This window comes from Paraburkholderia sp. MM5496-R1, assembly GCF_050436205.1.
Taxonomy (GTDB): domain Bacteria; phylum Pseudomonadota; class Gammaproteobacteria; order Burkholderiales; family Burkholderiaceae; genus Paraburkholderia; species Paraburkholderia tuberum.
Genome location: NZ_JBNDLT010000002.1, coordinates 2,590,314 through 2,610,100 on the forward strand (window position 1 = coordinate 2,590,314; position 19,787 = coordinate 2,610,100).

16 protein-coding genes are annotated in these 19,787 nt (G+C 62.2%); all 16 read left to right on the forward strand.

What is annotated here, in order from left to right:
• Window positions 1–25: 25 nt before the first annotated feature.
• The 16 genes from OKW38_RS18925 (at window position 26) to OKW38_RS19000 (ending at window position 19,742) form a co-directional block, all read left to right on the forward strand.
• Window positions 26–1,741, forward strand: a complete 1,716-nt coding sequence (locus OKW38_RS18925; protein ID WP_429362661.1) for a GMC family oxidoreductase — start codon at window positions 26–28, stop codon at window positions 1,739–1,741.
• 293 nt (window positions 1,742–2,034) lie between these two features.
• A complete protein-coding gene (locus OKW38_RS18930; RefSeq protein WP_018418872.1) occupies window positions 2,035–2,814 on the forward strand; it encodes an ABC transporter ATP-binding protein in 780 nt (259 codons plus the stop codon).
• On the forward strand, window positions 2,811–3,569 hold the full coding sequence (locus OKW38_RS18935) for an ABC transporter ATP-binding protein (protein ID WP_429362663.1): 759 nt from the start codon (window positions 2,811–2,813) through the stop codon (window positions 3,567–3,569). Before OKW38_RS18930 ends, OKW38_RS18935 begins: the two co-directional genes overlap by 4 nt.
• 62 nt (window positions 3,570–3,631) lie before the next feature.
• The gene (locus tag OKW38_RS18940; protein WP_429362665.1) at window positions 3,632–4,846 is read left to right on the forward strand and encodes an ABC transporter substrate-binding protein; all 1,215 of its coding nucleotides are present in this window, start codon (window positions 3,632–3,634) and stop codon (window positions 4,844–4,846) included.
• A gap of 189 nt (window positions 4,847–5,035) precedes the next feature.
• The gene (locus tag OKW38_RS18945) at window positions 5,036–5,920 is read left to right on the forward strand and encodes a branched-chain amino acid ABC transporter permease (protein ID WP_184036882.1); all 885 of its coding nucleotides are present in this window, start codon (window positions 5,036–5,038) and stop codon (window positions 5,918–5,920) included.
• The gene (locus OKW38_RS18950) at window positions 5,920–6,891 is read left to right on the forward strand and encodes a branched-chain amino acid ABC transporter permease (protein WP_167368667.1); all 972 of its coding nucleotides are present in this window, start codon (window positions 5,920–5,922) and stop codon (window positions 6,889–6,891) included. Before OKW38_RS18945 ends, OKW38_RS18950 begins: the two co-directional genes overlap by 1 nt.
• 559 nt (window positions 6,892–7,450) lie before the next feature.
• Window positions 7,451–8,617, forward strand: a complete 1,167-nt coding sequence (locus OKW38_RS18955) for an ABC transporter substrate-binding protein (RefSeq protein WP_090802374.1) — start codon at window positions 7,451–7,453, stop codon at window positions 8,615–8,617.
• 419 nt (window positions 8,618–9,036) lie between these two features.
• Window positions 9,037–10,197, forward strand: a complete 1,161-nt coding sequence (locus tag OKW38_RS18960) for an ABC transporter substrate-binding protein (RefSeq protein WP_429335512.1) — start codon at window positions 9,037–9,039, stop codon at window positions 10,195–10,197.
• Window positions 10,198–10,416: 219 nt separating this feature from the next.
• A complete protein-coding gene (locus tag OKW38_RS18965) occupies window positions 10,417–11,472 on the forward strand; it encodes a branched-chain amino acid ABC transporter permease (RefSeq protein ID WP_187612230.1) in 1,056 nt (351 codons plus the stop codon).
• 4 nt (window positions 11,473–11,476) lie between these two features.
• Window positions 11,477–13,261 (forward strand): ATP-binding cassette domain-containing protein, encoded by a 1,785-nt coding sequence (locus OKW38_RS18970; protein WP_184051700.1) that lies wholly within the window; start codon window positions 11,477–11,479, stop codon window positions 13,259–13,261.
• Window positions 13,261–14,037 carry an ABC transporter ATP-binding protein gene (locus OKW38_RS18975; RefSeq protein WP_429362667.1) on the forward strand — a complete coding sequence of 259 codons (777 nt, stop codon included), beginning with the start codon at window positions 13,261–13,263 and terminating at the stop codon, window positions 14,035–14,037. Before OKW38_RS18970 ends, OKW38_RS18975 begins: the two co-directional genes overlap by 1 nt.
• Window positions 14,038–14,212: 175 nt before the next feature.
• Window positions 14,213–16,171 (forward strand): tRNA uridine-5-carboxymethylaminomethyl(34) synthesis enzyme MnmG, encoded by a 1,959-nt coding sequence (mnmG, locus tag OKW38_RS18980; RefSeq protein WP_429362669.1) that lies wholly within the window; start codon window positions 14,213–14,215, stop codon window positions 16,169–16,171.
• Window positions 16,168–16,851 (forward strand): 16S rRNA (guanine(527)-N(7))-methyltransferase RsmG, encoded by a 684-nt coding sequence (rsmG, locus tag OKW38_RS18985; protein ID WP_429362671.1) that lies wholly within the window; start codon window positions 16,168–16,170, stop codon window positions 16,849–16,851. The genes mnmG and rsmG overlap by 4 nt, the downstream gene beginning before the upstream one ends.
• Window positions 16,852–16,922: 71 nt before the next feature.
• Complete coding sequence (locus OKW38_RS18990) at window positions 16,923–17,714, forward strand: ParA family protein (RefSeq protein WP_090802387.1); 792 nt, start codon at window positions 16,923–16,925, stop codon at window positions 17,712–17,714.
• 18 nt (window positions 17,715–17,732) lie between these two features.
• Window positions 17,733–18,620 carry a ParB/RepB/Spo0J family partition protein gene (locus OKW38_RS18995; RefSeq protein ID WP_090802389.1) on the forward strand — a complete coding sequence of 296 codons (888 nt, stop codon included), beginning with the start codon at window positions 17,733–17,735 and terminating at the stop codon, window positions 18,618–18,620.
• A gap of 576 nt (window positions 18,621–19,196) precedes the next feature.
• Window positions 19,197–19,742, forward strand: coding sequence for an ATP synthase subunit I (locus OKW38_RS19000; RefSeq protein ID WP_090802391.1), 546 nt, complete (start codon window positions 19,197–19,199; stop codon window positions 19,740–19,742).
• The last annotated feature ends 45 nt before the right edge of the window (window positions 19,743–19,787 follow it).

Here is a 19,787-nt window from a genome sequence, read left to right on the forward strand (position 1 = left end):
GCAAAAATGCTTAGGAGGCTGAACGATGAGTCATACCGACAGTACGCCTCGCGCCGCACGGCGACTCGAAGGCGAGTTCGACTACGTCATCGTCGGCGCGGGTACCGCCGGCTGCGTGCTGGCGAACCGGCTCACCGAAGATCCCGACATCCACGTGCTGCTGCTCGAAGCCGGGGGGAAGGACGACTATCACTGGATTCACGTGCCGGTCGGCTACCTGTATTGCATCGGCAATCCGCGCACGGACTGGCTGTACAAGACCCAGGCCGAGCCGGGTCTGAACGGCCGCACGCTGTCGTATCCGCGCGGGCGTGTGCTCGGCGGCAGTTCGTCGATCAACGGCATGATCTACATGCGCGGTCAGCGGGAAGACTACGACGAGTGGGCGCGTGTGACGAACGACAGGACGTGGTCCTGGAACGCGGTGCTGCCGGTCTTCAGGCGCAGCGAGGATCACCACGGCGGCGCCAACGAAGCGCACGGCGCGGGCGGACCGTGGCGCGTCGAGAAGCAGCGCCTCAAATGGAAGATTCTCGAAGAGTTCGCGCAAGCCGCGCAGCAAACCGGCATCCCCGCCACCGACGATTTCAATCGCGGCGATAACACCGGTGTCGGCTACTTCGACGTCAACCAGAAGCGTGGCATTCGCTGGAATGCGTCGAAGGCATTTTTGCGGCCCGCGTTGAAGCGGGAGAACCTCACTGTCATCACCGGTGCCCACACGCAGCGTGTCGTGTTCGATGGCCGCCGCTGCACCGGAGTCGAATATCGTGGCGGCGAGGTCGACTATCTCGCCAAAGCGCGTTGCGAAGTGATCCTTTCCGCCGGCGCGGTCAACTCGCCGCAACTGCTCGAATTGTCCGGTGTCGGCAATGGCGCGCGTTTGCAGAATCTCGGCATCGAGGTCGTTCAGGATCTGCGCGGTGTCGGTGAAAATCTGCAGGACCATCTGCAACTGCGCATGGCGTATCAGGTGCAGGGCGTGCGCACGCTGAATACGATGTCCGCGCACTGGTGGGGCAAGCTGATGATCGGCATGCAGTACGCGTTGTTTCAGAGTGGACCCATGTCGATGTCGCCGTCGCAACTCGGCGCGTTCGCGAAGTCCGACGCCGACGATCGCTCGCTGTCGCGACCCGATCTCGAGTATCACGTGCAGCCTTTGTCGCTTGATCGCTTCGGGGAACCGCTGCATCGCTTCAATGCGTTCACGGCTTCGGTGTGTCAGCTGCGCCCCACGTCGCGCGGCAGCATTCATATTGCGTCGGCCGATGCTTGCGCGTCACCGTTGATCGCGCCGAACTATCTGTCGACCGACTACGACCGCCACGTCGCCGCGAACGCGCTACGTCTGACGCGTCGCATCGTCGCGGCGCCCGCGCTCGCGCGCTATCAGCCGCGGGAGATCCTGCCGGGCCTCCAGTATCAAAGTGAAGAAGAATTGCAGCAGGCCGCGGGCGCGGTCGGCACGACGATCTTCCATCCGGTCGGCACCTGCCGCATGGGCACGACCGACGATCCCGCCGCGGTCGTCGACAACCGGCTACGAGTTATCGGAGTCGAGGGCTTGCGTGTCGTCGATGCGTCGGTGATGCCCAACATCACGTCAGGTAACACCAATTCGCCGACGCTGATGATCGCCGAGCGCGCCAGCGACATGATCCGCGAGGATCGTCGCGCGCGCGTGAGCGGCAGCATGGCCGCGCATACCGGTGTTGACGCGTCGATGTCAGCTGTGTGACATGACTCGGTGAGCGCACCGGTCCCGTTTTCCGCCGCGGACGTGAAGCGTGCGTGTGAACCGCGCGTCACATGCGCACGGCGCGGGCCTCGTTCCCTAAGTGCAAATCCCAATGATTGCGCTGCATCATTGGCGCGACAATGGCAGCCATGCTGCGTGCCGCGCCATGGCTCACCGTCCGGATTGGTGCAGCACGCCAACGAGCGGCAAGGGGTGCCGCAAAAATAACAAGTCGCGCAGAGCTTCGCGCGGAAAGATCGTAGTGCTTCGCCTTACTCCGTATGGAAGGGAACATGATTCTCGGCGATACGATTCTCGAAACGCGCGGCCTCACCCGCGAGTTCAAAGGCTTTGTCGCCGTGAACGGCGTGAACCTGCGCGTGCGCCGTGGCTCGATCCATGCGCTGATCGGCCCCAATGGAGCGGGCAAGACCACCTGCTTCAATCTCCTTACCAAATTTCTCGAACCCACCGCGGGCCAGATCGTTTTCAACGGTGTCGATATCACCGGCGAACGGCCAGCTCAGATCGCGCGGCGCGGCATCATCCGTTCGTTCCAGATTTCCGCGGTATTTCCGCATCTGACGGCATTGCAGAACGTGCGCATCGGGTTGCAGCGCTCGCTCGGCACCGCGTTTCACTTCTGGAAGAGCGAGCGTACGTTGCGCCGTCTGAACGATCGCGCGATGGATCTGCTGACCCAGGTCGGCCTGACCGATTTCGCCGATGTGTTGACGGTCGAGCTCGCCTACGGCCGCAAGCGCGCGCTCGAAATCGCGACCACGCTCGCGATGGAGCCGGAACTGATGCTTCTCGACGAGCCCACGCAAGGCATGGGTCATGAGGACGTCGATCGCGTGACCGCGCTGATCAAGAAAGTGTCGGCCGGACGCACGATCCTGATGGTCGAACACAATATGAACGTGATCGCCGGAATCTCCGACACGATCACCGTGCTGCAACGGGGTGAAGTGCTCGCCGAGGGCAGCTACGCGGAAGTGTCGAAGAATCCGCTCGTGATGCAAGCCTACATGGGCAGCGCCGACGCGGCGCTCGCCGGAGCCCACGCATGAATACGACGGTCGAGCGCGAAGGCCTCGAAGCGAACGAAACGAAAAGCGGCGCACCCGCGCTGGAAATCGCGGGACTGCAAGCCTGGTACGGGGAGTCCCACATTCTGCACGGCGTCGATCTGTTGGTCGGCCGCGGCGAGGTCGTGACGCTGCTCGGACGCAATGGCGCGGGCCGCACCACGACGCTACGCGCGATCATGGGCCTCACGGGTCGCCGTACCGGCTCGATCCGTATCGACGGACGCGAAACGGTCGGCTTGCCCACGCATCGCATCGCGCATTGCGGCATCGGCTATTGCCCGGAAGAGCGCGGCATTTTTTCGAGCCTGTCGTGCGAGGAAAATCTGCTGCTGCCGCCGCCCGTCGGCGACAAGGCGCGCATGATGTCGATCGAGGAAATCTACGCGATGTTCCCGAATCTGCACGAGCGACGCATGAGTCAGGGCACGCGGCTCTCGGGCGGCGAACAACAGATGCTCGCCGTCGCGCGGATTCTGCGCACCGGCGCGAATCTGCTGCTGCTCGACGAAATCTCGGAAGGGCTCGCGCCCGTGATCGTGCAGGCGCTCGCGCGCATGATCGTTACGCTGAAGGCGCGCGGCTACACGATCGTGATGGTCGAGCAGAACTTCCGCTTCGCCGCGCCGCTCGCGGATCGTTTCTATGTGATGGAGCACGGCATGATCGTCGAGCATTTCGGGGCTAGCGAACTTGAAGGCAAGATGCCGGTGCTGCACGATTTACTGGGCGTATAGATACGGACACACGCGCGCCCGACTGCCTCTGATAACCACAAGCGAAGAACCAGGAGACATGCATGAAAAAGAACCCCCTCGCGCGAATTGCCTCACTCTGTTTTGCAGTCGCCGCCGGCCCCGCACTGACGCTGGGCAGCGCGCAAGCGGCCGACGATGCTGTGAAGATCGGCTTCATCACGGACATGTCGGGCCTGTACGCGGATATCGACGGGCAGGGCGGTCTTGAAGCGATCCGGATGGCGGTCGCCGACTTCGGCGGCAAGGTCAACGGCAAGCCGATCACGGTGCTGTACGCGGATCACCAGAACAAGGCGGACATCGCGGCATCGCGCGCTCGTGAGTGGTTCGACCGCGACGGCGTGGACATGGTGATCGGCGGCACGAACTCGGCGACCGCGCTGTCGACTAACACCGTCGCGGGCGAGAAGCACAAGGTCTATATCAACGTTGGCGCCGGCGCCGATACGTTGACCAACGAGCAATGCACGCCGTACACGATCCACTACGCATACGACACGACCGCGCTCGCGAACGGCACGGGCTCGGCCGTGACGAAGCAGGGCGGCAAGACGTGGTACTTCCTGACGGCAGACTACGCATTCGGCAAGGCGCTCGAAAAAGCGACCTCGGAGGTCGTGAAGGCGAACGGCGGCCAGGTGCTCGGCGAGGTGCGTCATCCGCTGTCGGCGTCGGACTTCTCGTCGTTCCTGCTGCAGGCGCAGGCGTCGAAGGCACAGATCCTCGGCCTCGCGAACGCGGGCGGCGACACGATCAACGCGATCAAGGCCGCGAAGGAATTCGGCATCACCAAGACGATGAAGCTCGCCGCGCTGCTGATGTTCATCAACGACGTGCACAGCCTCGGTCTCGAAACGACGCAAGGTCTCGTGTTGACCGACAGCTGGTACTGGAACAAGGACGCCGACACGCGTAAGTGGTCGCAGCGCTACTTCGACAAGATGAAGAAGATGCCGTCGAGCCTGCAGGCTGCCGACTACTCGGCGACGATGAACTATCTGAAGGCGGTGCAGGCGGTGGGCTCGACCGATCCGGACAAGGTGATGGCGCAGTTGCACAAGACGAAGATCGACGACTTCTACGCGAAGGGCTACATCCGTCAGGACGGCAGCATGATCCACGACATGTACCTGATGCAGGTGAAGACGCCGGCCGAATCGAAGGAGCCGTGGGATTACTACAAGATCACTGCGACGATTCCGGGCGACCAGGCCTTCACGACCAAGGCGCAGACCCGCTGCGCGCTGTGGAAGTAAGCGCGGGCGCAGTAAGCGGTCGAGGACCGCGCAGACCTGAGAGGACCGCCGGCGCTGCAGGGGCACGCGCTGGCGGATGACCGTTTCAGATGCCGCACGCGATGGGCAGCGTCGCCTCTCGTCGCGTGCCGGCCGGATCGTGCGTCACCGATCTCACCTTGACGATGGCTTGAAGGGCTAAGGGCTTCAATGGACATCTTTGGCGTTCCGCTACCGGCGATGCTGAGCCAGCTTCTGCTCGGGCTCGTGAACGGCTCGTTCTACGCGATTCTGAGCCTCGGGCTGGCGATTATTTTCGGCCTGCTCAACGTGATCAACTTCGCGCATGGCGCGCTGTTCATGCTCGGGGCGATGCTCGCGTGGATGGGGCTGTCGTATTTCAATCTGCCGTACTGGGTGATGCTCGTGCTCGCGCCGCTGATCGTCGGACTGGTCGGCGTCGCGATCGAGCGCTCGATGCTGCGCTGGCTTTACAAGCTCGATCATCTGTATGGCCTGTTGCTGACGTTTGGCCTCACACTCGTGATCGAGGGCGTGTTCCATTCGATCTACGGCTCGTCGGGCCAGCCGTACGATGTGCCGTCGGCGCTGTCGGGCGCGACCAATCTCGGCTTCATGTATCTGCCGAACTATCGCGCATGGGTGGTGGTCGCGTCACTGGTCGTGTGCTTTGCGACCTGGTTCGTGATCGAGAAGACGCGGCTTGGCGCGTATCTGCGCGCGGGCACCGAAAACCCGAAGCTCGTCGAGGCGTTCGGCGTCAACGTGCCGCTGATGATCACGCTGACCTACGGCTTCGGCGTCGCGCTCGCGGCGTTTGCCGGCGTGCTCGCCGCGCCGGTGATTCAGGTCTCGCCCCTGATGGGCCAGTCGATGATCATCACCGTGTTCGCGGTGGTCGTGATCGGCGGCATGGGCTCGATCATGGGCTCGATCCTGACCGGCCTGATGCTCGGCGTAGTCGAAGGACTCACGCGTGTGTTCTACCCCGAGGCGTCGGCGACCGTCGTCTTCGTGATCATGGCGCTCGTGTTGCTCGTGCGTCCGGCGGGTCTTTTCGGCAGGGAAAAATGATGCAGAGAAAGGTGCTCTACGGTCTGCTGCTGATCGTGCTGCTCGCGGTGCCGGTGCTCGGCATCTATCCGCTCTTCGTGATGAAGGTGCTGTGCTTCGCGCTGTTCGCGGCCGCCTTCAATCTGCTGATCGGCTATACGGGCTTGCTGTCCTTTGGTCATGCGATGTTTCTCGCGTCGGCCGGTTACGTCACCGGCTATGCGATGCAGACGCTCGGCTTTTCGCCGGAGCTCGGCGTGCTGAGCGGCACCGCGGCGGCGACGCTGCTTGGGCTCGTCGTCGGCTTCTTCGCGATTCGCCGTCAGGGTATCTACTTCGCGATGGTGACGCTCGCGCTCGCGCAGATGGTCTACTTCGTGTTCCTGCAGGCGCCGTTCACGCACGGGGAAGACGGGCTGCAAGGCGTGCCGCGGGGCAAGCTGTTCGGCGTGCTCGATCTCTCTTCGGACCTCGCGCTATATTTCGTCGTGCTCGCGGTGATCGTCGCGGCTTTCCTGCTGATCGTGCGGATCGTGCATTCGCCGTTCGGGCAGGTGCTCGTCGCGATCAAGGAAAACGAGCCGCGCGCGGTGTCGCTCGGCTACGACACCGACCGTTTCAAGCTGCTCGCATTCATCCTGTCGGCCGGCATTGCGGGTCTCGCGGGTTCGCTGAAGGTGCTGGTGCAAGGCTTCGAAACGCTGAGCGATGCCTATTGGACGATGTCCGGCCTCGTGATCCTGATGACGCTGGTGGGCGGCATGGGCACGCTGTTCGGGCCGTTGCTCGGCGCCGCGTTGATCGTGTCGCTCGAAGACAGGCTCGGCGATATCGGCGCGGCACTCGCGTCGATGACCGGCATCGACTGGTTCCGCTCGCTCGGCGAATCGGTGACGATCGTCACCGGGCTGATTTTCATCGCGTGTGTGCTGGCGTTCCGGCGCGGCATCGTCGGTGAGATCGTCGCGCGAGTGCGACCGTTGCGGGCTTGAGATTGGCTGTTTGATCCCGCCCGCGTGGTCGCTCGCTTGATGCAGTGCGATACGAGATTGCTTCGACCTCCGATCTAATTGCGGCTCATGCAGAAGGTCCGCTGGATCAAGGGCTCGGGCGAACCTGTGGCAAACCGTGTGACGAAATGCGCCCTACGCGCCCCAATCCGGTGCCGCAGTGCACCACTAGGGTAATTGCTAGTTGTGACTGTTGGGGGTGGTCGTTTAATCTTCATGCAGTTCTGATGCACCACGAATTTGCAGGTGGAGAACGAGGAGACAAGTGAGGCACTCAGTGCCCAGAAGAAAGCGCTGTTGGATTGATATCCAACAGCGCTTTTTTATTTGTGTTTATCGAATTTTTTGACGCAATCTCCCGGCTATTTCACGCGCCATTTTTTACTCTCCGTTAGCCGCTGGGGTAAACATCACAAGCCTGCGAAACGCTTGCAGCACGGCGCTTGCGTCCGCTACACTCGCTTATTCACCGACCACTGGGTTGGCAATTAAATCTGCGGATTTAATTGCAATTGAATAACGGGGTTAATAGAGGAGCAGGATGAAGTCGGCATTGCGTTGGATCAGCGCGGCATTGGTCGCCACAGGGGTCTCGGCTGCCTGGAGCGGCCATGCATTCGCGGACGTGAAAATCGGCGTCACCGTGTCGGCAACAGGACCGGCCGCATCGCTCGGCATTCCGGAAAAGAACACGATCGCGCTGCTGCCGAAAGAAGTGGCGGGCCAGAAGATCGACTACATCGTCCTCGACGACGCAACCGATTCCACCCAGGCGGTCAAGAACGCCCGCAAGCTCACTAGCGAAGATCACGTCGATGCACTGATCGGCTCGACCGTCGTGCCGAACTCGCTCGCCATGATCGACGTCGCTGCCGAAACCTCGACGCCGATGATCTCTCTGGCCGCGGCCGCGGGCATCGTCGAGCCGATGGACGCGAAGCGTGGATGGGTCTTCAAAACGCCGCAAAACGACATTCTGATGGCCACGGCGATTGCGCAGCACATGGCCAATCACGGCGTGAAGACGGTCGCGTTCATCGGCTTTTCCGACGCGTACGGCGAGAGCTGGTTCAAGGAATTCAGCAAAGCCGCTGACCTCGCGAAGATCAAGATCGTCGCGAACGAGCGCTTCGCGCGCAACGATGCATCGGTCACGGGCCAGGTGCTGAAGATGATGTCGCAGAACCCGGACGCGGTGCTGATCGCCGGTGCGGGCACGCCGGCCGCGCTGCCGCAGAAAACGCTGAAGGAGCGCGGCTACAAGGGCAAGTACTATCAGACGCACGGCGTCGCGAACAACGACTTTCTGCGCGTGTGCGGCAAGGATTGCGAGGGCACGTGGCTGCCCGCTGGCCCACTGCTGGTCGCCGAGCAACTGCCCGAGGCGAATCCGGTGAAGAAAAGCGCGCTTGCGTACAAGCATGCGTATGAAACGGCATATGGCGCGGGGTCGGTGTCGACGTTCGGCGGTCACGCATGGGACGCGGGTCTGCTGCTGCAGCATGCGATCCCGCTCGCGTTGAAGAAGGGGCAGCCAGGCACGCCGGCATTCCGCGAGGCGCTGCGTGCCGCGCTCGAAGGCACGAAAGATCTGCCCGCGTCGCACGGCATCTTCAACATGAGCGGGAACGACCATGCCGGCCTCGATCAGCGGGCGCGCGTGATGGTGCAGATCGTCGACGGCAAGTGGAAGCTCGCCGGCGACTGAGCGAAGGCTCTGCGCCACGGGACCTCATCGAAAAAGACGCGTGCGGTTGACGCGTCTTTTTTATTATCCGGGCCAGGTGTCCGCATCGCGCAAAAGTGTGGTTTCGCTGCTTCAGGACAAACCCGCATTTGGCGCACGCTCTCTTGACCGTCGATCATGCAGAACGCAAACTACTAACATATTAGTGGTTTATGAAATGCCTGGTTGGAATAAAGCCGCGGCACAGAAACGCGGCGTATGACGCGAATGCGCGCTCGCGCGACGCGAGAGGAGCGGTACCCGACGCAGCGGGGGAAGGTATGCGCGCCGAGCAGGGAAAACCATGCTTGGCACACCTGAACCCGCTCACTAGATTCAAACACCCGGCCCAGCAAGCCGGTTTACAGATAGGCGCATTTCAAAGCGTTTGGAGACTCGCAATGAAAAAGACAAGGCATTGGGTACGCACCGGCATCGCGATGGCGCTGATGTGCGGCGCGGGGGCTGCATTCGCGCAGGTGAAGATCGGCGTCACGTTGTCGACGACGGGGCCGGCCGCGTCGCTCGGGATTCCTGAAAAGAACACGATCGCGTTGCTGCCGAAGGAGATCGGCGGCAAGAGCGTGCAGTACATCATCCTCGACGACGGGTCGGACACCAGCAAGGCCGTGCAGAACACGCGCAAGCTGATCGACGAAGACCACGTCGACGCGATCATCGGCTCGACCGTCACGCCGAATTCGCTCGCGATGCTCGATCCGGCCGCTGAGGGCAAGACACCGGTGATCTCGCTCGCGGCATCGGCCGCGATCATTCAGCCGATGGATGCGAAGCGCGCATGGGCATTCAAACCGCCTCAGAACGACAGCCTGATGGCCGAAGCGATCGCCGATTACATGCAGCATCACGGCGTGAAGACGGTCGGCTTCATCGGATTCTCGGACGCATACGGCGACAGCTGGAACACGACGTTCGACGCCGCCGCGAAAGCGCACAACCTGAAGATCGTGTCGAACGAGCGCTTCAACCGCACCGATGCATCGGTGACCGGCCAGGTGCTGAAGACGATGGGCGCGAATCCCGACGCGGTGCTGATCGCGGGCTCGGGCACGCCGTCGGCGCTGCCGGCCAAGACGCTGAAGGAGCGTGGCTACAAGGGCAAGATCTATCAGACTCACGGGGTCGCGAACAACGACTTCCTGCGTGTGTGCGGCAAGGATTGCGACGGCGAACTGCTGCCGGCCGGTCCGATTCTCGTCGTCGATCAATTGCCGGATTCGAACCCGGTGAAGAAGTCGGCGGAAGCCTATAAGAACGCCTATGAGAAGGCTTATGGCGCGGGTTCGGTCGCGACCTTCGGCGGCCACGCATGGGATGCCGGCCAGATGTTGCAGGCTGCGATTCCGGTCGCGCTGAAGACCGCCCAGCCGGGCACGCCGGAGTTCCGCGTGGCGCTGCGCAACGCGCTCGAAAACATCAAGGAGCTGCCAGTGTCGCACGGCATCATGAACACCACCGCGAACGACCACAACGGCCTCGACCAGCGCGCACGCGTGATCGTGCAGATCGTCGACGGCAAGTGGAAGTTGCAGAACAACTAAGACTATTTACAAAAACAAGTAGCGGTACGCGCCTCTCGCGCAATCTGCGGTGCATGACGCCGCATTGCCATTGTGTTCGACGACAATGGCATCGACCGCCGCGCCGCGTCCCGGCGCGGCGGTTGTCTTTTCTGACATGCAGATCGATGGCCGGCTTCGCACCGCGCCGTCGCGACTGTTTCCCGGTTTTTCGATTTCGACGCTTCAGGACGAGGAAGTATGGATCTATCAATTGCGGCGATCCTCGCGCAGGACGGCATCACGACCGGCGCGATCTACGCGCTGCTCGCGCTTGCGCTGGTGCTGGTGTTCTCCGTCACGCGGGTGATCTTCATCCCGCAAGGGGAGTTCGTTTCGTACGGTGCGTTGACGCTCGCCGCACTGCAAACGCAGAAGTTTCCGGCCACCTGCTGGCTGTTGATGGCGATGGGCGCGGCATGCTTCGTCGTCGAGACGGCGGCCGTGTTGCGGCATGCTGAGCGGCGTCGTCATGCGGCGCGCACGCTGCCCGTGCTGGCGGGGAAGTACCTGCTGTTTCCGATCGCGGTCTACGCGCTCACGCGCGGCATCTTCCTGCAGCCGCTGCCGATGATCGTGCAGATCGCGCTGACGCTGCTGATCGTGATTCCGATGGGTCCGTTCGTGTATCGCCTTGCCTACGAGCCGATCGCGGAGGCGACCACGCTGCTGCTGTTGATCGTCGCGGTGGCCGTGCATTTCGTGATGGTCGGTCTCGGCCTCGTGATGTTCGGCGCCGAAGGCTCGCGCACCAACGCGTTTTCCGATGCGACGTTCAACATCGGCACGTTGTCGATCTCCGGACAGAGCCTGTGGGTGATCGGCACCGCGGCCGTGCTGATCGGCGCGCTGTATTTGTACTTCGATCGCTCGATTTCGGGCAAGGCGTTGCGCGCGACGTCGGTGAACCGGCTCGGCGCGCGGCTCGTCGGCATCGGCACCACGCAGGCGGGACGCCTCGCATTCACGCTTGCGGCGGGGCTCGGCGCACTGTGCGGCATCCTCGTCGCGCCGCTCACGACGATCTACTACGACTCGGGCTTCCTGATCGGTTTGAAGGGCTTCGTGGGCGCGATCATCGGCGGTCTGGTCAGCTATCCGCTGGCGGCGGCCGGCTCGATTCTCGTTGGTCTGCTGGAGTCGTATTCGTCGTTCTGGGCTAGTGCTTATAAGGAAGTGATCGTTTTCACGTTAATCATCCCGGTGCTGCTGTGGCGCAGTCTTGCGAGCCCGCACGCCGAAGAGGAAGCGGAGTGACACGATGAAACGAATCATGCAAAAGAAGTTCTTCTGGTTGTTCCTCGTGGTGCTGTTCGCTTTGCCGGTTCTGCCGCATCCGATCCATGTACCCGAGTACTGGGTCACGCTGCTGAACTACATCGGTCTCTATTCGATCGTCGCGATCGGCCTCGTGCTGTTGACCGGCATCGGCGGGATGACGAGCTTCGGGCAGGCCGCGTTCGTTGGCATCGGCGCGTATGCAACCGCGTATCTGACGACGAACTTCGGCGTGTCGCCGTGGCTCGCACTGATCGCGGGCGTGATCGTCACTGCCCTGGTTGCGCTGATGCTCGGTCTCGTGACGATGCGCCTATCCGGCCACTTTCTGCCGCTCGGCACGATTGCGTGGGGGCTCGCGCTGTTCTACCTGTTCGGCAATCTCGACATGCTCGGCAAGTACGACGGCATCAACGGCATCCCGGTGTTGAATGTTTTCGGGATCAATCTTGAGTCCGGCCGCCATATCTATTACCTGATCTGGGTGGTCGTGCTCGGTGCGGTCGTCTCTGTTCAGAATCTGCTTAATAGCCGGCCGGGTCGCGCAATCCGCGCGTTGCGCGGCGGCGGTCTGATGGCCGAGGCAATGGGCGTCAACACCGGCTGGATGCGCGTCGTGATTTTCGTCTATGCGGCGGTGCTTGCGTCGGTCTCGGGTTTTCTGTACGCGCACTTGCAGCGCGCCGTGAATCCGACGCCGTTTGGACTGAATCACGGCATCGAGTTCCTGTTCATGGCGGTGGTGGGCGGCGTCTCGCACGTCTGGGGCGCGGTGCTCGGCGCGGCGATCCTGACCGTGCTGCAGGACTATTTGCAGACGCTGCTGCCAAAACTGCTCGGCGAGAACGGCAACTTCGAAGTGATCGTGTTCGGCATCATCATGGTGCTGCTTCTGCAGTACGCGCGGCAGGGCGTCTGGCCGTTCGTCGCGCGCTTTTTCCCGCGTGGCCCGCGGGCGCATCTCGCAGATCACGCGGATCCTCTGCCGCAGCGCAACAAGCCACAGACCGGCGAAGACCTGCTGACGGTGAACAAGGCGCGCAAGCAGTTCGGCGGTCTGGTCGCGGTGAACGACGTCAGCTTCGAGGTCAAAGCAGGGCAGATCATCGGGCTGATCGGACCGAACGGCGCGGGCAAGTCGACGACCTTCAATCTCGTGACCGGTGTGCTGCAGGCGACAAGCGGCGAGATCACGTTCCGCGGCGAGCGCATCGATGCGCTGAGTTCGCGTGAAATCGTCAAGCGCGGCATCGGCCGGACGTTCCAGCACGTGAAGCTGCTGCCGGGTATGACCGTGCTCGAGAACGTCGCGATCGGTGCGCATCTACGTGGCCATGCGGGCGTGTGGCGCAGTGTCGTGCGGCTGAACAGCTCCGAAGAGCAGCGGTTGATGGCCGAAGCCGCTCGGCAGATTCGCCGCGTCGGCCTCGAACAGCACATGTATGACGAAGCGGGCAGCCTCGCGCTTGGTCAACAGCGGATTCTCGAAATTGCGCGCGCCCTGTGCTGCGACCCGACTCTGCTATTGCTCGATGAACCGGCCGCTGGTCTCCGGTATCAGGAAAAGCTTCAGCTCGCCGAACTGCTGCGCAGACTGAAGACAGAAGGGATGAGCGTGCTGCTCGTCGAGCACGACATGGATTTCGTGATGAATTTGACTGACCGGCTCGTGGTGATGGAGTTCGGCACGCGGATCGCTGAGGGCCTGCCGCAGGAAGTCCAGCAGGATCCGGCGGTGCTCGAAGCGTATCTGGGTGGCGTGGAATGATGGACGACATGACAACGACCGGCGTGGCGGCAACGGGACCGATTCTCGAAGTGAGCCAACTGTCCGTGCGCTACGGCAAGGTTGAAGCGCTGCACAATGCGGCGATCAAGGTGCGGGCGGGGCAGATCGTCTCCGTGATCGGCCCGAACGGCGCGGGAAAGTCGACGCTGCTGAATGCGATCATGGGCGCGTTGCCGACGTCCGGTCATGCGAAAGGCGCGGTTTCCTATCAGGGCGACGACGTCAGCGCGATGCCGGTCGAAAAACGCGTTGCGCTTGGAATGTGTCTGGTGCCGGAAAAGCGCGAGCTTTTCGCTTCGATGACCGTCGAGGACAATCTGCTGCTTGGCGCCTACCGGCGCAAGCGAGCAGGGGAGCGCAACTTTCTCGATCAGCTGGAACCGGTGTTCGAACTGTTTCCGCGGCTGAAGGAGCGGCGCAAGCAGGCGGCCGGCACGCTTTCCGGCGGCGAGCGGCAGATGCTCGCGGTCGGCCGCGCCCTGATGGGCAAGCCCGATCTGCTGATGCTGGACGAGCCGAGCCTCGGTCTCGCGCCGCTGATCGTGAAGGAAATCTTTCACATCATCAGCGCCTTGCGGCAGACGGGCGTCGCGACGCTGCTAATCGAGCAGAATGCGCGCGCTGCATTGCAGATCTCGGACTACGGCTACGTGCTGGAAACCGGCGAGTTGGCACTGGAAGGACCGGCAACCGACCTCGCGCAAAATCCCCGGGTGATCGAAACCTATCTCGGTCTTGCCAAAAAGGTCGCATAAGCCCGCACTTATTTCGCTGATCGCTGTCTCTGGAAGCGGTGTGTTTCACGTGAAACACACCGCTTTTTTATTGTTTCACCACTCGGACGAAATTCGGGCCGAAACTGAACCCGTTATAATTCGCCCATACATTTCTTTTGAAGGCTCACGCGACGATCTGGCGTGAGATCCCGCGATGCTTTTTCCCACAGAATTTGACGTAATCGTCGTCGGCGGCGGTCATGCCGGCACCGAAGCTGCTTTAGCGTCGGCGCGCATGGGCAACAAAACGCTGCTTTTGACCCATAACATCGAGACCCTTGGTCAGATGAGCTGCAATCCGTCGATTGGCGGCATTGGCAAAGGCCATCTGGTCAAGGAGGTCGATGCGCTGGGTGGCGCCATGGCGGCCGCTGCCGACGAAAGCGGCATCCAGTTTCGGATCCTGAATTCGTCGAAAGGACCGGCGGTCCGCGCGACGCGCGCTCAGGCTGACCGCGTGCTGTACAAAGCGGCGATCCGCCATCGTCTAGAGAATCAGCCGAACCTCTGGCTATTTCAGCAGGCCGTCGACGATCTGATGGTCGAGGGCGACCGCGTGGTCGGCGCCATCACGCAAGTGGGTATTCGTTTCCGGTCGCGCGCGGTGGTGCTAACCGCGGGCACGTTCCTTGACGGCAAGATTCACGTGGGGTTGAACAACTACACCGGCGGACGCGCGGGCGACCCGGCTGCGGTTTCGCTGTCGGCGCGGTTGAAAGAGCTGAAGCTACCGCAGGGCCGGCTTAAGACCGGTACGCCACCGCGAATCGACGGTCGCACGATCGACTATTCGCAGCTCGAAGAGCAGCCCGGCGATCTGGACCCGGTGCCGGTGTTTTCGTTCCTCGGGCGTGTCGAGCAGCACCCGCGCCAGGTGCCGTGCTGGGTCACGCGTACGAATCAACGGACACACGACATCATTCGCGGCGGTCTCGATCGTTCGCCAATGTACACGGGCGTCATCGAGGGGGTGGGGCCACGCTATTGCCCGTCGATCGAGGACAAGATTCACCGGTTTGCGTCGAAGGAATCGCATCAGATCTACCTCGAGCCGGAAGGTCTGACGACCAACGAGTTCTATCCGAACGGGATCTCGACGAGCCTGCCCTTCGACGTGCAGCTCGAGCTGGTGCGTTCCATGCGTGGGCTCGAGCATGCGCATATCCTGCGCCCGGGCTACGCGATCGAGTACGACTATTTCGATCCGCGTGGCCTGAAGGCATCCCTAGAAACGAAGGTAATCAGTGGCCTGTTCTTCGCCGGACAGATCAACGGTACGACCGGCTACGAAGAGGCAGCTGCACAGGGCACTCTGGCCGGCATCAACGCCGGTCTGTTCGTGCAAGGCAAGGAAGCGTGGTGTCCGCGTCGCGACCAAGCTTATCTCGGCGTGCTCGTGGACGATCTAGTCACGCGCGGGGTGTCCGAGCCGTACCGGATGTTCACGAGCCGCGCGGAGTACCGTCTGAGCTTGCGCGAAGACAACGCTGATATGCGGTTGACGGAGATCGGGCGCGAACTCGGCGTGGTCGATGACGCCCGCTGGGACGCCTTCAGTCGCAAGCGTGACGCTGTTTCACGTGAAACACAGCGCTTGCGTTCAACCTGGGTCAATCCCAAGACCTTACCGGCAGAAGAGGCGACCGCCTTGCTTGGCAAGCCAATCGACCACGAATACAGTCTCGCGGACCTGCTGCGTCGTCCGGGCGTCAGCTACGACGGCGTCTGCGGGCTGCGTGACGGCACCTGTGGCGCGCCCGAAGCACTTGCGGAAGACCCCGTGCTGCTCGCGCAAATCCAGGAACAGATCGAAATCGGCGTCAAATATCAGGGCTACATCGACCGACAGGCCGGTGAGATCGAACGCAACGAGGCGCAAGAGAACACGCGTCTGCCTGAAGGGCTGGACTACACCGAGGTCCGTGGGCTGTCGTTCGAAGCTCGCCAGAAGTTGATGCAGTTCCGGCCGGAAACGATCGGACAGGCGTCGCGTATTTCCGGTATCACGCCTGCCGCCATCTCTCTGCTGATGGTCCATCTGAAGCGTGGCCTCGGGCGTCGTCCGTCGAAGTCCGCCGAGCCCGGCGCCGACAGCACGCCGGTGGTTCAATGACGGCAGCGCAGAGGGGAATCGACCAGCAGGCCTTGGCGTCATTGCTGGCGGACGGTGTCCGTCAACTTGGTCTCGAACTCAGCGACGCGCAGCAGCGCAAGCTGCTCGATTACGTCGCGCTGCTCGCGAAGTGGAACAACGTCTACAACCTGACAGCGATCCGCGATCCGAGGCAGATGCTAATCCAGCACATTCTCGATTCGCTATCGATCGTGCCGCACCTGGCGCCGCGCGGGCCGTCGTCGGTACTCGACGTCGGTTCGGGCGGGGGGGTGCCGGGCATCGTGCTCGCGATCGTGCTGCCCGATTGGACCATCACGACGAACGACATCGTCCATAAGAAGACTGCCTTTCAGTCGCAGGCGAAGGCGGAACTGGGCCTCGCGAACCTGTCGGTTGTGACCGGTCGGGTGGAGACGCTGCGGCCTGGCGCCGAAGTACCGGCAAAGTTCGACGTAATTGTCTCGCGCGCGTTCGCAGAACTCTCGGATTTCGTTACACTGGCCCGTCATCTGGTTGCGGAGCAGGGCGCAATTTGGGCGATGAAGGGTATGCGGCCGGATGCCGAAATCGCGCGTCTGCCGGCGGGCGCTCACGTGGAACAGATCATCCGGCTGAACGTGCCGTCGCTCGATGCCGAGCGGCATCTGATCGAGGTGCGAGTGGACCCCGAAAGCTGACGGCCACTTCGGCCTGTCAGCACCCTCAACGATTTTCACTTCATCCAAGCAGCAAAAGGGACACACCAACGATGGCAAAAATCTTCTGCGTTGCGAACCAGAAGGGCGGCGTCGGCAAGACGACCACCACAGTCAATCTGGCCGCGAGCCTGGCAGCGCAGGGACAGCGAGTCCTTCTCATCGATCTGGACCCGCAAGGCAACGCCACGATGGGCAGCGGTATCGACAAGGCCGAATGTACGAACACGGTCTACGAGGTGCTCGTGGACAACGTGTCGGTGGCCGATGCGCGCGTACGGCCCGAGGCGGTCGGATACGACGTGCTTCCCGCGAACCGTGAGCTCGCGGGCGCCGAGGTCGAACTCGTCAGCATGCAGAATCGCGAGCGTCAACTGAAGGCGGCGCTCGCCGGGGTCGAGGGCGAGTACGATTTCGTGCTGATCGATTGCCCGCCGGCTTTGTCACTGCTGACGCTCAACGGACTATGCGCCGCGCACGGCGTCGTCATTCCGATGCAGTGCGAATACTTCGCGCTCGAAGGTCTGTCCGACCTCGTCAACACGATCAAGCAGGTCCATGCGAATCTGAATCGCGACCTCAAGGTGATCGGTCTGCTGCGCGTCATGTTCGATCCGCGCATTACGTTGCAACAGCAAGTCTCGGATCAATTGAAAGAGCACTTCGGCGACAAGGTCTTCGACGCGGTGATTCCACGCAACGTGCGATTGGCCGAGGCGCCCAGCTACGGGCTGCCCGGTGTGGTGTTCGACAGGGCGTCGCGAGGCGCGCAGGCGTACGTGCAGTTCGGCGTCGAAATGATTGAGCGGGTGCGCGCGCTGAATGACGCGCCCCAGGCATCCTAAGCGGATCGAGGAAGCACGATGAATGCAGTAGCGAGAAAGAAGGGACTGGGCCGCGGTCTGGAGGCATTGCTCGGCGGCACCGCCGATATCACCGAGGCAGCGGTGATCGACGGCGCGCCGAACGTATTGCCGCTCGGCAAGATGCAGGCGGGCAAATACCAGCCGCGCACGCGCATGGACGAAGGCGCGCTGCAGGAGCTTGCGGCGAGCATCCGCGCGCAAGGGCTGATGCAGCCGATTCTCGTGCGTCCGATCGCGGCGGACCGCTATGAGATCATCGCGGGGGAGCGGCGTTTTCGCGCGGCGCGGCTTGCGGGCCTCGACGAGGTGCCGGTGCTTGTGAAGGACGTGCCCGACCAGGCCGCCGCGGCGATGGCGCTGATCGAAAACATCCAGCGCGAGGATCTGAATCCCCTCGAAGAGGCCCAGGGGATCCAGCGCCTGCTCGACGAATTCAATTTCACGCATGAGCAGGCGGCAGAGTCGGTGGGCCGCTCGCGCAGCGCGGTGTCGAACCTGCTGCGTCTGCTGAACCTTGCGACACCGGTACAGACGATGTTGCTCGCCGGCGATCTCGACATGGGCCACGCTCGCGCGCTGCTCGCCGTCGATGCCGCGACGCAGATCACGCTGGCCAACCAGGTCGTCAACAAGCGCCTGTCTGTGCGCGAGACGGAAAAGCTGGTTGCGATGACCACGAAGGTGACGCCGGCGGCCAAGGCCCGCGCGAATCCGGACGGCGGCCGTGACACGCGACGCCTGGAAGAGGAACTGTCGGACCTGCTGTCCGCTACGGTGAAAATCAAGCTCGGCCGACGCGGTCGCGGCCAGGTGCTGGTCGACTTCGGCGATCTCGACGCGCTGGAAGGCATTCTGGTTCGTTTGCGCGGGAACGCGAACGTCTGAGCACAGATTGGCGCTCAGCAGGCAAGAGTGGTGAACGGCTGGCGGCCTGTGCATGAGCACTGCCGCGAGTTGGTCTACCTCGGTGCGAGCGACTATTGCGGATTCCAAAACAACCGATGCACGAATAATCAGGAATCCTAGCTTCAGACGCTCCCCATTCACGCGATAATCATCCTGACGAGCCGCTATTAAAAGCGACCCGATCATCATCGAAATTTGCGGTGAGGCTGATTCAGTTGATTAGAAGAGCTATCCCGTTCAGCCCTTAAAAAAGAGGCATTTGTTGCATTTTCGAGACGTCTGCCGCTGCGTCGGAACGCACTGCCAACGAGCTTCGATCCACGCGACCACCCGCACGGGTTTTGCCGCCCCCCCGCCTGCCTTACATTTGACGTGTTTCGCGTCGTTAGCGTACGTTTTACCGCATCGTGAAGGGAAGTTTCACGCGGTTATAGGCTGGCCTAAAGTCTTGAATTGCCTGCAACTATCGCTTACAATCGCCCGGATTTAATTGCACGGCAACCCCGTAAGCGCTGCGTAAACTCGCGGGCTGAACGAGACTTTCGGAACATTGCGATGGCGGTCAAAACGTCGAATCTGTCGCCGGAGAATGGTGACGACAGACACCGCGCTGAACGCTCCGCACCCGAGATGTCCTCCAGTCGGCAGTTCGATCCGGCCGAAGCGTGGGATGACGCGCAGGAAGATAACAATATCGTTCCGCTCACGCGGGCCGAGGCGGAAAAGCTGTTTGGTCCCGGCGTGGGTCGTCCATCGCGCGTAACGCCGTTCAGGGTCGTCGCAGCGCAAATGGTTTTGTCCCTGGTCGCAACGCTGTTGTGGTGGCTGTTCTACAAGCCGCCGGGCGCTGCTGCGCTGTCCGCGTTCCTCGGGGGGGCGATCTGCTGGGTGCCGGGCGCGTTGTTCGCGGCACGACTGAAAAAGCAGGGCGGCGCCGAGACCGTGATGAGCTGGATGATCGGCGAAGCACTCAAGATGGGGACAACGATTGCGATGTTTGTCGCAATCGCCTTCTGGTATCACGACGTACGCTGGATTCCGCTGCTCGTGACCTACCTCATCGCGCTGAAGACTTACTGGATCGCCTTGGCGTGGCGCTAAGGTAGCAGCACAAAAAACAGCAGCAAAAAGAATTTAAGGCCGGCG